11 protein-coding genes are annotated in these 15,006 nt (G+C 64.5%); 10 read left to right on the plus strand and 1 reads right to left on the minus strand.

The genetic code is table 11. The annotated features are described in order from the left end of the window. Positions 1-117: 117 nt before the first annotated feature. Complete coding sequence (locus ACZ60G_RS40190) at positions 118-1,461, minus strand: hypothetical protein (protein ID WP_465817206.1); 1,344 nt, start codon at positions 1,459-1,461, stop codon at positions 118-120. 190 nt (positions 1,462-1,651) lie between these two features. Between ACZ60G_RS40190 and ACZ60G_RS40195 the strand changes: the two genes are divergently transcribed. The 10 genes from ACZ60G_RS40195 (at position 1,652) to ACZ60G_RS40240 (ending at position 14,985) form a co-directional block, all read left to right on the plus strand. Further along, on the plus strand, positions 1,652-2,608 hold the full coding sequence (locus ACZ60G_RS40195; RefSeq protein WP_465817207.1) for a C40 family peptidase: 957 nt from the start codon (positions 1,652-1,654) through the stop codon (positions 2,606-2,608). After that, the gene (locus ACZ60G_RS40200) at positions 2,608-3,816 is read left to right on the plus strand and encodes a hypothetical protein (RefSeq protein WP_465817208.1); all 1,209 of its coding nucleotides are present in this window, start codon (positions 2,608-2,610) and stop codon (positions 3,814-3,816) included. The genes ACZ60G_RS40195 and ACZ60G_RS40200 overlap by 1 nt, the downstream gene beginning before the upstream one ends. A gap of 364 nt (positions 3,817-4,180) precedes the next feature. Then, positions 4,181-5,941 (plus strand): type VII secretion AAA-ATPase EccA, encoded by a 1,761-nt coding sequence (eccA, locus tag ACZ60G_RS40205; RefSeq protein ID WP_465817209.1) that lies wholly within the window; start codon positions 4,181-4,183, stop codon positions 5,939-5,941. A 5-nt stretch (positions 5,942-5,946) separates the two neighbouring features. Next, positions 5,947-7,506 (plus strand): type VII secretion protein EccB, encoded by a 1,560-nt coding sequence (gene eccB, locus ACZ60G_RS40210; protein ID WP_465817210.1) that lies wholly within the window; start codon positions 5,947-5,949, stop codon positions 7,504-7,506. 35 nt (positions 7,507-7,541) lie between these two features. Further along, entirely contained in the window at positions 7,542-11,513 is a 3,972-nt protein-coding gene (gene eccCa, locus ACZ60G_RS40215; RefSeq protein WP_465817211.1) for a type VII secretion protein EccCa, read from the plus strand. A gap of 150 nt (positions 11,514-11,663) precedes the next feature. After that, positions 11,664-11,981 carry a hypothetical protein gene (locus ACZ60G_RS40220; RefSeq protein ID WP_465817212.1) on the plus strand — a complete coding sequence of 106 codons (318 nt, stop codon included), beginning with the start codon at positions 11,664-11,666 and terminating at the stop codon, positions 11,979-11,981. 30 nt (positions 11,982-12,011) lie between these two features. Then, positions 12,012-13,346: a PPE domain-containing protein gene (locus tag ACZ60G_RS40225; RefSeq protein ID WP_465817213.1), complete on the plus strand. Its 1,335-nt coding sequence runs from the start codon at positions 12,012-12,014 to the stop codon at positions 13,344-13,346. A gap of 40 nt (positions 13,347-13,386) precedes the next feature. Further along, positions 13,387-13,800, plus strand: coding sequence for a hypothetical protein (locus ACZ60G_RS40230; RefSeq protein ID WP_465817214.1), 414 nt, complete (start codon positions 13,387-13,389; stop codon positions 13,798-13,800). A gap of 33 nt (positions 13,801-13,833) precedes the next feature. Continuing rightward, positions 13,834-14,145: a WXG100 family type VII secretion target gene (locus ACZ60G_RS40235; protein WP_465817215.1), complete on the plus strand. Its 312-nt coding sequence runs from the start codon at positions 13,834-13,836 to the stop codon at positions 14,143-14,145. A 9-nt stretch (positions 14,146-14,154) separates the two neighbouring features. Next, positions 14,155-14,985 carry an ESX secretion-associated protein EspG gene (locus ACZ60G_RS40240; protein ID WP_465817216.1) on the plus strand — a complete coding sequence of 277 codons (831 nt, stop codon included), beginning with the start codon at positions 14,155-14,157 and terminating at the stop codon, positions 14,983-14,985. Positions 14,986-15,006: the final 21 nt, after the last annotated feature.

Here is a 15,006-nt window from a genome sequence, read left to right on the forward strand (position 1 = left end):
GCCCTGCCGAAGCTTGCGCTCCTGCAGATGGAATCCGTTTCGCGCCAGACCAATTCGGATCTCGCCGCGACTCGGCAGACGATGTCGTCTGGCGATGCGGAACGAATAAACCTTCGATTACGCCTGTACCACAGGCGAATCCACGGTGACCTCGTCCTCGGGATCGTTCTCGTGCGTTTCGTCGGTATCGGTATCGGTCGCGGCCGTTCCGTTCCGATTCACCGCGCGTCGGACATCGGCGCGAGCCGACACCGGGGACATATTCGCCACCGGCGTGGCCGACCCAGGCGTACTCGCGCTTGCCGTCGCGGCCGGTGCGGCCGGAGCGGGTTGGCCTGCACTGGGTGCTGCCGCCGACGCGGGGGCAGGACTGCCCGGCGCGGCGCCGGGTCCTGCCGCCTGCGGCTGGGCCTGGCCCGTCTGCGCGGCATCCTCGGCCGCGTCTTTGTCCTTGTCTTTGTCCTTGTCTTGCTGCTTCAGCAATTGCGGCAATTGCGCCACCAGTGGCATTGCCATCATGGGCAGCATGCCGAGCATCGACACCAATTGCCCGAGCCCGCCGTCGCCGGAACCCCCACCACCGGCACTGCCGGATCCGGACTGACCACTGCCGCCGGACCCACTGCCGCCGGAGCCGTTGTTACCGTCTCCGGCCATATCGTTGTTGAGCTGGTAGACCGCTTCGACCTTTTCGTAGACGAGGTCGATCGCCTCGGCGACCAGCTTCATGAGGGCCACCTCTCGAGCGGGTTTGAGCTTCCCACTCCCAGCGGCCTTCAGTTTTGTCTGGAGTTCGGCAACGATCTCCTTGATCGCGCGCAGCGTCTCGTCACTGCCCGCGGCCACCACGATCGAGGTCTTCATGACCTTGGTGTCGTAGGTCAGCAATGCGGTCTGCCTGGACTGGACCTTCGCCAGGGCTTCCTGGTACTGCTTCTTCATCAGGCTGTCGCCGATGCTCTCGTAGATCACCGGTCGCAGCAGGTCGTCGACTTTGGGCGGCAGGTCGGGGGTACCGCGTCCCAGCAAATCGACGGCGGTTTGGATGGCCTCTTCGGCCATGGCGATGAATGCCTTCAAACCCGCCGACGCACCCGGCGGCGGTGTCAGCTCCACCGTCCAGTAGTGGCCGGTTTTGGCCTTGCTCGACGTGGCGGTAGCGGTATTGGATGCTCCGGGCGGTGCGCCGAACAATGCGGTGGCCGGGGCGGAACCAGGCGCGCCCGGGAGGTGGCCCGAACCGTCAGGCGGAAGCTGGCCGGACGGATCACGGGGCGGCGGACCGGCCGGACCGGACCCCTCAGCGGGTGGCTGGCTCCCCGGGGGACCGGGCGGTGGGCCGGCTGGAGCACCAGGCGACCAACCCGAAGGACCACCGGGGCCTGCGGCATTGCCAGTGGTGGGAGAGCCGAAGATCGTTTGCCAGGCCTCGGCCGCGGTACCCGCCAGTTCTGCCGCCATATCGTCGCCACCGCCTCCCAGAAGTTGTTCCCATTGTCGTGTCTTCCCGCCGCTGGGAAGATGAATCATTCGCGCAATTGCCTCATAGTCGTTGTCATCCCGAGCTTCGGGGCGACCGGTGCCAACCGGGAAAACATTGGCGAGCAGTTCCGGAGAGGCGGTCGGTGATGAGCGAGAGCGAGTCGGTCGAATGTCGCCTGTACTGACGGGTGACCTCCAGGAGGTCCTGCGCGCCCTGCTCGGGCTGTACGGAAACGGGCAACCCGATCCGGCCGCCACCGCGAGCATCGTTCGAACAGTCGCCGGCGATATGAGTACTCATGCCGGGTCCGGCGTGGTGACCTACACCGATGCCCGCGGCATCCAATCGACGATCGCGGAATCGCATGCGGGCAAAGACGGTGTCGTGCACAAGACCGTCGGTGAGGCCGGGGACGGCACAGTCGTCGGCCGGAATCGGTTGACCAACCAGATTGCCGACCTGCAATCACGCATCCAGGCGATCGCATCGGTCGGCGATACCCGGTTCAGCGGACCCGCCCTGCTCGAAGCGGCCCATACGACCATCGCCAAAGCGGCCAAACAGGTCGATACCGATGTCGCGGCGGCGCGTCAGCGGGCAGCGCAGATAGTGCCGGCCGGCATGCCCGAACTGTCCCGGCGAAAGGCCGCCGGTTCGACACCGCGCCGGCGTCGGCGGGCTCGTTCCCGATCCGCGGTCCTGTCGAATGGTCGGCGCGGCCGACCTCGGGTGCCATCGGACGGTACTGCGGGCAGCAAAGCCGTCGGAGCTGCCAGCGAATGGCTCGGCACCCCCTACATCTGGGGCGGCGGTGGCGCGGGTGGACCCAGTGGCGGCGGTTTCGACTGTTCCGGTCTGACCCAGTACGCGATCGCACAGGCCTCCGACGGCCATGTGGTGCTGCCGCGGACCACCTACGAGCAGATCTACAGCGGAGTGCGAGTCTCTCCGGCGGATGTGCGCCCTGGCGACCTGGTATTTCCCGCGAGCTCGTTCAGCGCGCGGGGGCCGGAGCATGTCCAGTTGGCCGCGGGCAACGGCATGGTCATCGAGGCGCCGTATTCCGGTTCGACCGTGAAGTGGTCGCGAATGTCGGGCGACGCCGTTGTGGTGCGGGTGCTGTAGTGGCGGTGGAGATTCCGCCGGAGGTCGCGGATTTCCTCGACTGTTGTGGGGTTCGGTACCCGGATATCGACGAAGGCGATGTGCGTGGGCTCGCGGTCAAGGTGCGCACCTTTGCTGCGAATACGCGCGCGCCCGGTGTCGACGAGAGCGCGGATGCTCTCGCTGCGTACCAGCGCCTGGTCGCGACATGGACCGGTGCCGACGGCGACCATCAGGCCGAACTCGATCGGGTCTGCGCCATCATCGCGAAGGCGCTCGATGCGGTGGCCTACGTGATCACCGTGACGAAGGCGGTGGTCCTGACCGAACTCGCCGCGCTGGCAACGACTTACGCGGCCATGACCGCCACACCCGCCGCGCGCATCGCTGGACCGCTCGTCGCGGCGGCGGCACGTCGACTGTGCACTCAGATGGAGCGGGCGCTGATCGGCTACCTGGTTATCGACGTGATCGGCAAGGCGGTGGAACCGCTCGGACGCAACGTCGACAAGTTGTTCACCGGTACGGCGTCGGTCAGCACGTCACCCGGCGAACGGGTTCGCGAACGGCGAATGCCCGACGTGCCCCCTGCCGAACCGCAGATACCCGGCGCACCCATTGCCGAACCGCAGATTCTTGGCGACTCGGACGTTTCTGGCGCGGCTCTTGGCGACCCGCAGATTCCTGGCGCGGCTCTTGGCGACTCGGACGTTTCTGGCGCGGCTCTTGGCGACCCGCAGATTCCTGGCGCGGCTCCTGGCGACTCGGACGTTTCTGGCGCGGCTCTTGGCGACCCGCAGAATCCTGGCGCGGCTCCTGGCGACTCGCACATTCCCAGCGTGCCTCTCGACGAATCGCAGATGCCCGGCGCGCCGGTTGTCGACCCGCGGATGCCTGACGCGCCCTCGGCCGAGGACACATCAGCAACCGACTCCGGTGTATTCCAAACGGGTCGCGTCGGCCCCCGCATGCAACCACCGGCCGGGCCGAGCCGTTCGCGCGGTTTCGTGACACCGTGGGCGCATGCGGTCCGGGCCTCGACGCAGCGCGCGGCCGTATCGAAAGCGGTGCCCCCCAAGGCCTTTCAATCGCTGGACCGGCGCGCGACCACGGCACGCAAGCCGCGGGAAACGCCGTGGTCGAAGCTTGCTCGGCAATCGGATCCGGCATCGAGGGAATTGGCAGCGACCGTACCCACGGTCCGGCGCCGCGAAGATGGCGGTCGGTGAAGGGGCCGCCGGAACAGAAGCGGCGGCCGACGGTGTGTGGGGTACCGACGGCCGCCGCATGACAGATCGCCGGGGTTTTGGGGTGACGATCCGCCGTTTGCCAGGCGATGGCCGGCGGCCGGATCACGGCCACCGACCACCACTGGACGGGGCTGGGTCTTCGGGATGAGGGACCGTCGACCCACCTCCAATATACCGCTAAATAACGGTACATTCAATATTGCGCCGATAAATGATGTGTAAATAGATCCCGACGTCGGGTAACGATGCCGCCTTCCCAACCTTGGGAATAGCTCGGCAGTCGTAACCAGGCTCGAAATGGCTATCTTCGGTTCACGAGGATCGTCGGAAGGGAAGTCCCGAGTTGTCTGCGGCCGAGGACGCGTTCTACACAGGTGTGCAAAGTCTGGCGCTCGTCGCTGGGGGCGTGCGAAATGAACAGCAGGCGGCGGCTGCCTTCCGCGCCGCCACCGACCTGGATCCGGATATGTGCGATGCCTGGTTGGGCCGCGCCATGGCCGGTGAAGTCACCTCCGAGGTGATCTACGGTGCGTACCGATCGGTGCACAACCTGTACCGGGATCAGCAACGCGCCGGTCTGGTCGATCGTGCGCTGTGGTGTCAGGTCGAGATCGGCGTCTTCGGACTGCGTGTCGCCATGGCGGATCGGGATCAGATCGCCATCGCCCAGGCATGTTCCTATGCCGACGGTGGCGAATGGCAGGAAGCCGCGGCCATTCTTGCCGAAGTGCCACGCGATGATGTCGCCGACTTCGTGCGGATGTCGCTGTATTTCCGCACCAAACAGTGGCTGGATGTGCTCTCCGCTCGCAATGCCAAGCCCGCGCTCGACGATGGGCTGTTGGATATCGCGGCCGAGCTGATGACGGCACAGGCACTGGCGCATCTCGGGCGATTCGGCGAGGCCCTGCCGCGCGCGCAGCGCATCGTCGAGGACAGTCAGTCCGGCAACCTGTCCTACATCTGGGCGGATGCGCATTTCCTGCTCGGCATGCTGCTGCGCCACGACGGCGAACACGATGCCGCCGACAAGATCCTCAAGGGGTTGCAGGGTTCCGCACTGTGGCCGGACCGTCCCGAATGGCAGCGTGCGGTGCGGGACAAGTCTTATCGACTCGAGGTCACCACCGCCGAGGTCATCGCCTCACGCACCAATCAGTGGGATCCGAAGTCCGGTGACGACCCGACCGAGGTCGCCGCATCCGCCGCGCGGCTCGCACGCGAGTCACTGCTGGAGGAGGCCTCCGATCTGTTGCGGGCGCAGATCGGCATGGACTCGGTCAAGGAGCAGGTCGACCGGCTCAAGTCGGGTGTGCTGATGGATCAGGTGCGGGCCAAGCGCGGTCTGGCCGTGGATTCCCGATCGCAGCATCTGATCTTCTCCGGCCCGCCCGGTACCGGTAAGACGACCATCGCCCGTGTTATCGCCAAGATCTTCGCCGGGCTCGGCGTCGTCGAGAATGCCGACGTCATCGAGGTATCGCGCAACGATATGGTCGGCACCCACCTCGGCCACACCGCGCCGAAGACGAACGCGCTGATCGATTCCGCGCTCGGTGGCGTGCTGTTCATCGATGAGGCATACACCCTGATCCAGGAGGGGCTGTCCGGCGGTGACGCATTCGGTAAGGAAGCCGTCGACACCCTGCTGGCTCGCATGGAGAACGACCGTGACAAATTGGTCGTGATCATCGCGGGGTACGAGGACCAGATCGATCGGTTCCTGGCCTCCAACGACGGTCTCGCCTCACGCTTCACCAAGCGCATCCGCTTCTCCAGCTATGACGCCGACGAATTGGTGCGGATCGCCGATCATATTGCGAACAAGAAGGATTCGATCCTGTCCGGCGAGGCCAAAGACGCGCTGCGGGTGCGGTGCGAGCAGCTTTCGGGGCAGACCAAGAACGGTCGGCGGCTCATCGATCTCGCTGGCAACGGTCGTTTCGTCCGCAATGTGGTCGAGGCCGCCGAAGCTGAGCGAGACTACCGTTTCACCAGGGACAATGCGGATGTGCTTTCGATGACCAATGAGGAGTTGATGACCATCGACTCCTCGGACATCACCGCCGCGCTCGCAGGCTTGGCTCCGGCCGCGACAGGCTGACTCGCGTGGCGCGCTTCCGGGTGGTGACCAAGCACCAGATATCGGGTTGGCGGTTTCTGCTGCGCCGGATCGAGCATGCGTTGGTCCGCCGGGACGCCTCGATGATCGATGATCCGCAGCGTGGTCGCTCCACCGCGCTGTCGATCGGTATCGCGTTGGCCTGCATGGTGATCGCTGGTGCGGCCGTCCTCGGGTTTTTCAAACCCGCCAAGAAGGTGGGGGACTCGAAGATCATCGCGGAGAAGGACAGCGGGGCGCTGTATGTGCGCGTCGGCGGTCGGTTGTATCCGGCGCTGAATCTGACCTCGGCGCGACTCATCGCCGGTTCGGCGGAAAATCCGGTACCGGTCTCGCGCGATGAGTTGGCCAAGTATCCGCGCGGGCCGTGGGTCGGTATTCCCGGCGCGCCCGGGGTGATCGCGGACAACGGGGACCGGAATTCGTCGTGGACGGTATGCGATACCGCGAAGGTCGGTGCGGCGGCGCCGGTCAATCCGCAGACCGGATTGCCGACCGTCGCTTTGTCGCCGGTGTTGACGACCGCGATCGGCGGTCCGCTGACCGTCGATGGCGATGCGATCCGCGGTTTGGGCGCTGACGAGGCGCGGCTATTGCGCGATGACACCACCACCTGGCTGGTGTACGCCGATCCACAGCAGGGCATCGTTCGCGCGTCGATAGATCTGAGTAATTCGGCGGTGATCCTGGCCCTCGGCATCGACCCGACCTCGACCGTGGTCTCGGCATCCAAGGGTTTCATCTCCGCCATACCCGAGGTCCCGCCGCTGCGTGTGCCCGATGTGCCCGGTGCCGGGAATATCGTGACATTGTCCTCGGGTCTGAGCGTGCCGGTCGGTTCGGTGCTCACGGTGTCGGCACCGGATCGCGGCGCATTTTACTATCTGGTTTCGGAATCCGGTGTGGTGCAGATCAATTCAGTGCTGGCGTCGATCATCCGCAATGCCGACTCGCACGGCTCGGTATCGACAAGGACGGTCGGACCGGATGTCATCGCGGCGAATCTGCGTCCTGGTGCGTGGCCGGGGACGGCTGCCTATCCGATTCGGCCGGTGCATGTCGTCGATCCGATGCGGCTGGGGGTGACCTGCTATCACTGGTGGCGCGCGGGCACCGATCAGAATGCCTCGACCGAGTTGCTGGTGGGACGGCAACTGCCATTGCAGGTCGACGAGCAGACCCGAACCGTGGGCCTGGTGACGGCCACCGGTTCGCGCGGTACCACCGCCGACGCCGCGTATCTGCCCAGGACCACCGGACGCTTCGTCCAGGTGACCGGCGCGGATCCGGGATCGCCTCGGCGGGAGTCGTTGTTCTGGATCTCCGACAGCGGCGTTCGCTACGGTATCGCTGCCGTTGTGGAGTCCAACTCCGCCCCGGATTCGACCTTGACATCGCTGGGCCTGCGGACCCCGGTGCCCGCACCGTGGTCGATTGTGTCGCTGTTCGCGGTCGGACCCACCCTGTCGAAGAATGATGCCCGGCTCCAGCACGACGGCATCCCGACGAACAAGGCCGTCATCGGTCTTCCGGGCGGCACCTCGTGACAGCTACCCGCCGATTCGTTCGGCCCGCTCGGATGATGCGTGGACCGAAAGCCCCCGCGGTGACCGAATTGCGGTTGCAGCCGCCGACCGAACTGCCCAAGCCGGTGCCGCCGTCGCGGCTGAAGATGATCATGCCGGTGGTCATGGTGTCGGCCATGGCCGGGATGATGGTGATGATGTTCCGCAGCGGCGGGCAGATGTCGCCGATGATGTTCATGTTCCCGATCATGATGCTGGTTTCCATGGGCGGGATGATGGGCGGTGCGTTGTCCGGCGGCGGTGGCGGAGGCGCGGCGGGTCTGAACGAGGAACGCAAGGACTATCTGCGCAGCGTCACCGATAACCGCAAGACCGTGCACGCCGCGGAGACCGAACTACATAACTATTTGCGCTACACCCATCCCGGACCGGCCGAAATCGCCGCGTTGATCGGTGGCAAGCGGATGTGGGAAGTCCAGGTTGCCAGTCCGCAGTTCCTGCGGGTACGCGTTGGGCGGGGCCGGATCGCCAACCAGGTGCGGGTCATAGTGCCCGAGGCCGCGCCAACCTCCGATCTGGATCCGGTCGGTGTCGTCGAGGTGACCCGATTCGCGAAGGCGTACTCGACTGTCGGGGGTATGCCGGTCGCGATCAATCTGCTCTCGGCCCCGCAGATCAGTGTCGATGGCGATCACGACGCGGTGGCCGCGCTGGTGCGGGCTATGGTCGCCGAGGTCGTCGTACTGCACGGGCCGGATCAGGTGGCGGTCGCCGCGGTGCTGTCGAATCCGGACGCACCGGAATGGTCGTGGCTGAAATGGCTGCCGCACACCCAACATCCCAGTGATACGGACGCGATCGGGCCGAGTCGGATGGTGTATCGCAGCGTTTCGGAGTTGCGTGCCAAAGCGCTGGCCGGACTCAATCGTGGTCCGTTCTCCGCGAATTCCGAGCCGACGCTGGATCGAAAGCATTATCTGCTGATCGTCGATGACAGCGCTCCTGCCACTGATCGGGACATCTCCGGTATCGATGGTTGCACCTGGCTGCGGCTGGGTCGGACCGAGCAGACCTTGCCGCGAGCCCTGAAGTTCACGGTGGGGCCCGATCGGGCGCTGCACGAGGTGACCCCGCGTGGCCTGCGGCGGGTCGGAGCCGCCGACGCGATGTCGGTGGCGACGGCGAAGGCGTTGGCCCGCAATATCTCCCCCTATCGGCTGTCCACCGTCGTCGAGGCCGTGGTCGCGGATCAGGCCAGCGGCGGCACGTCGTGGGAGGAATTGGTCGACATAACCGATCCGGGTGCCATCCGGGTCGAGCAGCAGTGGCCGCACCGCCGTGACTCGGACCGGTCGCGGCTGAATATTCCCTTCGGCCACGATCCGGCCGGTGGCGCGGTCTATCTCGATATCAAGGAATCGGCCGAGGAGGGCATGGGCCCGCACGGCATGTGCATCGGTGCCACCGGTTCCGGAAAGTCGGAATTCCTTCGCACCCTTGTGCTTTCGGCGGTGGCGACGCACACCCCGGATCAGCTGAACCTGCTGCTCGTCGACTTCAAGGGCGGTGCGACCTTCCTCGGGTTCGACCGCCTGCACCATGTAACGGCCGTGGTCACCAACATGGAAGAAGAGGCCGATCTCGTTACTCGTATGGAAGACGTGATCAACGGCGAAATGGGCCGACGGCAAAGGATTCTGCGCGATGCGGGCAACTTCGCCAGCGTCGCCGATTACGAGCGGGCCCGTGAACAGGGCGCGCAGCTCGCACCGCTGCCCACGCTGTTGATCATCCTCGACGAGTTCGCCGAACTGCTCGAACAGCATCCGAACTTCTCCAAACTGTTCGTCGCGATCGGCCGGTTGGGTCGTTCGTTGCGCATCCACCTGTTGCTGGCCTCACAGAAGGTGCCCGCCAACCGGATGGGTGAGCTGGAGGCGCACTTGTCCTATCGAATTGCCTTGCGCACCAATCAGACCGCTGATTCCCGCGACGCCATCGGCACCGCGGACGCCTATCACCTGCCGAAGAAGCCGGGTTCGGGTTATCTGCGAGTCGGCTCGGGTGATTTGCAGCGATTCCAGGCCGCATATGTCGGCGCACCATATGTCGCACCAGCGCAGGTATCGGCATCCAGTGCCCAACGTGCCAGGCGACCCGGCGGTGGCTATCGGCCGCCACAGCAATTCACCACGGCCCATATCATCGATGTGCGCCCTGCGGCTGTCGAGCCCGAACCTGTTGTGCAGCAGTCGCAGACAACGGACAGTGAGCCGGTGACCGTGATGGAGACTGTGCTGCAACAGCTGGGCGGTTTCGGCACACCGGCGCACAAGATGTGGCTGCCGCCGCTGACGGTGCCGCCGACCCTGGACAAGCTGCTTCCCGCTGTCACAGCGGGCGCACTGCAGCTGCCGCTGGCGATCGTGGACAAGCCGCGCCTGCAACGCCAGGACGTGTGGTCTGTCGATCTGTCCGCGGCCGGGGGGCATGTTGCCGTCGTCGGTGGTCCCCAGTCCGGTAAGTCGACCGCGTTACAGACCCTGATCATGGCCGCCGCACTGACCCACACCCCGGAACAGGTGCAGTTCTACTGCCTCGACTTCTCCGGTGGCCTGTCGAGTGTGCGCAATGTGCCGCATGTCGGCTCGGTGGCCTCGGGCCGCGACGGTGACCGGATCCGCCGGACCTTCGCTCTGGTCACCAATCTCATCGCGAGTCGACAGGCGCTGTTCGCCGAACTCGGCATCGACTCCATGCGTGAGTTCCGCCGCCGCCGCGTCCTACCTCGGGAGTCGGCGGAACTCACCGCGCGAGGTGACGAGCACGGCGACGTCTTCCTGGTCGTCGATGGCTGGGATGTCGGCTTCGCCGTCACCGGACCGTATTTCGACGAGTACCTGCCGGTCATGGAGTCGATCGCGCTGCAGGGTTTGAACTATGGAATCCATTTGGTGGTCAGCAGCTCCAGGTGGGCGGCGATTCGTCCGGCCATCAAGGATCTGTTGCAGACCCGGCTGGAGATGCGCCTGGGTGACTTGACCGACACGGTATTCATGGGGCAGCGCAATGTCGTCGCCGCGATCCCGCCGGATCGCCCCGGCCGCTGTATATCCAACGACGCGCTGCACATGCTGACCGCACTGCCGCGCATCGATGGCAATAGTGCGGCGGACTCGGCGGGTGCGGGTCTGGCGGCCGCGATCGAGCAGCTGCACCAGACTTACCAGGGACGCCGGGCACCGGGGGTGAAGCTGCTGCCCGCCCAGATCACCTTGGACGAGATCCTCGCCGGGCGTCCGGGCCCGGCGAACCCGGCCCAGCAACTGGTGGTGCCGTTCGGGATTCGCGAATCCGATTTGCAGCCCGCTGCAGTCGATTTCGGGGTTTCGACGCACTTCATCGTGTTGGGGTCATCCGGCTCGGGTAAGTCGACGGTGCTGGCCGCACTCCTCGCGTCGATCCGTAGGCAGTTCACCAAGGATCAGGCCCGGGTGCTGCTCATCGACTACCGCCGCCAGCATATGGACGCCATCCCGGACGAACAGTCGATCGGCTTCCTGACCAGCGAGCGCGACCTGCTCGACGGACTGCCGCCGTTCGCCGAAAAGATGCGTGGCCGCCGCCCACCGGACGGGGTCACCTCTCAGCAGCTCAAGGAGCGCTCGTGGTGGAGCGGTCCGGAGATCTTCGTGGTGATCGACGACTATCACATGGTTGCTCAGCGCGGTCTGCGCAATCCGCTGGAACCGTTGAAGGACATAATCATCGACGGTCGCGACACCGGTCTGCACGTCATTGTCGCGCGCAATATCGCTCAGGCCGATACCGCGATGTACGACAACGTGCTCGGTCAGATGAAGAACCTCAACTCGTCGGGTCTTGTCATGGACGGCTCGAAGCTGGACGGCATTCTCATCGGGGATGTGAAGCCGATGAAGCAGCCGGTCGGTCGCGGCATCTTTGTCGAGCCTCTGCACTCCCGCAAGGATCTCGTTCAGTCCGCTTGGGTACCACCGGAGGAGTAGATCCGTGGTGGTTTGCCCGAGCTCAGCAATGGGTAGAGCGGCTCGGTCGACTGCCATTCCCATAGTTGGGAATGGCATAGCGTTCTCTATGACGGAACGTTCTTGATGTGCCACTTGTCGGCAACTGGCACCAGTCGTTAGGAGACTGCCATGAACCTCGATCTTGTTCCGGGGGAACTCCCGGTCATTGCCGCACGACTTGGTATCAGCGCTGACGATCTGATGCTGATGCTCCACTCGGCCGCCCCGGCTTCCGTGCCGGTGCAGCCTGGTGAGGACGACGTCAGCGCGTTCATCCCTCTTGCCTTCGGTGCTCACGCGATATCGTTCTTTCCCAGTACGGTAAATGGCGCTTTGCAGGGACTCGATGGTGCGGTCACCTTGCCCGCGATAGATATCTCCTACACCGTCAACGATGTGCACTACGGAGCGCACGTTCTCAGCAATGGAACGGTATTCGACAAGTAGTCGCGAATAGTCCGAGCGAAGGCTGATGACATGCCGCTTGGTGTCGTATTCGGTGCATTGGCGCCGGAAGGAATAATTTACCCGTTGCTCATGGGTGACGGATCCGCATCGACGAAGTTGACGGCACAGGCTTATGAGCTGATGGCCGCGCAATTGCATGCGGCTGCGGCCAATACCGATGGCTCGATGAGCCAAATGGGCGGAGCATGGGGAGGGTTGTCCGCCGATCAGGCGCAGGCGGCGTTCCGCAACCACGCGAACTGGCTGCGTGAGCAGGCCGAAGTGGCGGACCAGACCGCAAAGATCGCGAACGCCGTGGTCGGTATCTACTCCCAGGCTGAAACGGCTATGGGGGCTGTTGCCGCATGGTGCGCCGAAGTTCGGGCGCGGGAAATGGTCCTGGCCGGCGCGACTGCCCTCGGTGCGCCGACGGGACTCGGGTTGGTCGAGACCGAGGCTGAATTGCTGATGGTCAGAGCGGCCGCGATCGGTGTGATGGCGGCCTATGCCGCCGAACTGTTGCCGGTACTGTCCTCGCTGCCGCCGCCGGCCGAGGCGCCACCGATCGTGACTGGCGGTGATCCGGGCACGACTATGGATTATTCGACCTATGACGATCCGATATCCAACGGCCCAACCGACACTCGGACCGGGACTACCGAAACGCAAACCGTCTCGTCGACGGATCGATCCATATCGGATAGCAACGGAGACAATGGTTCGAATGGCAGTGGTGACAACGGGTCCGGTAATACTGATTCGCCCACGCAGCCAACGGATCCGACGAACTCGGCCAACCCCACCGACCCCGAGCAATTCGCACCTAACGCGGATCCCAGTTCGATGCCCGCTGATTCGGGCGCGAACGGCTTCGACTCGGGAGCATCGGATCAGCAGTGGTTGTACGGCGCATCGCAGAACTCGACGACACTGGCTGGCCTGAACGGTGGGGTGGGCAGTCTCGTCGCCATCAACATGATGCGTGGTGGGCTCGGTTCGATGCCGGGCGCCTCGACCGGATTCCGCATGCCGTCGAGCTGGCTGCGTGCACCCGGTGCCAGCTTCGGCCCCACCTCGAATCCGGTGTCGGCCGGACCCGCGACCCGCGGCGGCCCACCGCGCCGGGTAGTCGCGGCGAATGCTCGGATGCGGCGGCGTCGCCGCGACGAGGAACGCAAGCCGGGCAAGGTTTTCGTGCCGGGCGAGCAGTTCGAAGTCCCGGTACTGGAGAAGCCTCCGGTGATCGGTGTCATCGAATACACCGATCGTCCGGAGGAATCGGATGCTGATCAGGACGTTCTGGTCGGAGTCATCGAGCGATCCGACGACGATGTGGATTCGAATACCCCAGTTCTTCCGAGGTAAATCGCCGAGGTCGAATTCCAGTTGATGGAGAGGAACAACAATGGCTACTTTCACTCATGTCGACCCACAGAAATTGAAGACGGGTGCCGCTAACTCGGCCGCTTGCCTCGGTGAACTCGAGGGCCATATGAACGGTCTCTTCAGCGCCCAGGACGAGCTGGCGGCAGCGGTACCGCCCAGCAGTCTGACCGGCCGCGCGGCCCAGACAGCGTTGTCCAACGCGTACAACGCGGGCAAATCTCTCGGTGGCACGCTGCAGGAGATCATCGACGCGTTGAACGATGCCCATGTCAAGATCGACGCCCATGACTTGGACGCGGCATCGCAGGTCACCCACAGCGGCAACGCCGACGGATTCGTGGGTACGGGTGGCGACCACAGCTTCCTGGGCGCGCAGGGGCAGGCGGCTTATAACGCCGGAGCCTCGAAGGTCGATTTCAACACGTGGCACTGAGTAGATAAATTAGGTTCGAGAAAGGCTATTACGATGAGCGGACCCATCCATTTCAATTACAGCGCTGCGGAGGCGGCCACCGGCAACATCGGCTCCCTTGTTGCCGCGATGCAGACCAACTCGGAGAATCTGCGCGCTCTGTACAATTTGCTCATGCAGGAATTCAAGGGTTCAGCCGCAGAGGGATACCAAGGCATCATGAGTACCTTCGACCAAAAGATCACCGCCTACGACGGCCAGGTGAAGCAGCTGAACTCCGTCATGTCCCAGCACATGAACAGCGGTGGAACCATGAACCAGGTCGATATCGTCCAAGGAAACCGGTTCGGCGCGATCAAGGCGTAACGGTAGGCAGTGGAGACCGATCCGATCGCGGTCGACCTGAATGTCGATGCCGCGCTGCTGTTACAAGACATGGCGGGCATCGACTCCTATCCTCCGGTATTGGCATTGCTGCCGAATGTCTACAAACTCGATGATTTGGACCGGGTGCGCTCGGTAGTCGCGCGGGATCTCGCGGAAGCGGGCATCATCGACGGCGATCGGGTGCACCCGGTAGTCGAGAACTGGCTGCAGTGTCTGTACCGACCGGATGTGGAACTGGTTGCGCGGGTGCTGGATTTCGGCCCGGACGGTAAACGGCAGGGCATGCTGCGGCTGTCGCTGGTCCGGCAGGGCGATACGCATGTCCTTGCGGTGCGCCATGACGACGAAGTCGTCATTCAGCAGGTGTTCCAGGAGGGACGTCAGCTGGATGCCGTCTCCGCCGCACTGGCTGCGGCGTTGGGCCCCTGTCCGGCACTGCGTTTCGAGCCGGTGACCGCTTCGCAGGCGGAATTCGGCGAAGTACCCGATGATCGGGAGGAGTGTCGGCAGGCTTTGCTCGAATTGGGCGCGCAGCCGCATACTGCGGGTGTGCTCAGCCGCATCCTCGATGAGGTTGTGCGGCGTGCGGAGGTGGTGATGATCGAGCACCGGGACGGTAGCGAGCATCGGCCGCGCGTCGGTGTCGGTGTGCTGGATACACTTTCGGGACGGGTGATCGTGACTCCGAGTATGGCGATGGACGGGGAAGTCCGATCGACCTACGCTCCGGGTGACGATGCCGCGTTGCATGCGGCCATCGGAGCACTGGTCGATCTGTTGCCGGGCCGAAGTTGGTTCGACACCAGTCGGGTCGGGTGATCGGTACGTCAGACTGGTCGC

The organism is Nocardia sp. NPDC102475 (assembly GCF_055584605.1).

What these genes read in the sequence shown, in the direction of transcription:
- ACZ60G_RS40190 (WP_465817206.1), bottom strand. Translation starts at nt 1,461, where the DNA reads ATGGCGGCAGAACTGGCGGGTACCGCGGCCGAGGCCTGGCAAACGATC.
- ACZ60G_RS40195 (WP_465817207.1), top strand. Translation starts at nt 1,652, where the DNA reads ATGTCGCCTGTACTGACGGGTGACCTCCAGGAGGTCCTGCGCGCCCTG.
- eccCa (WP_465817211.1), top strand. Translation starts at nt 7,542, where the DNA reads ATGCGTGGACCGAAAGCCCCCGCGGTGACCGAATTGCGGTTGCAGCCG.
- ACZ60G_RS40220 (WP_465817212.1), top strand. Translation starts at nt 11,664, where the DNA reads ATGAACCTCGATCTTGTTCCGGGGGAACTCCCGGTCATTGCCGCACGA.
- ACZ60G_RS40225 (WP_465817213.1), top strand. Translation starts at nt 12,012, where the DNA reads ATGCCGCTTGGTGTCGTATTCGGTGCATTGGCGCCGGAAGGAATAATT.
- ACZ60G_RS40230 (WP_465817214.1), top strand. Translation starts at nt 13,387, where the DNA reads ATGGCTACTTTCACTCATGTCGACCCACAGAAATTGAAGACGGGTGCC.
- ACZ60G_RS40235 (WP_465817215.1), top strand. Translation starts at nt 13,834, where the DNA reads ATGAGCGGACCCATCCATTTCAATTACAGCGCTGCGGAGGCGGCCACC.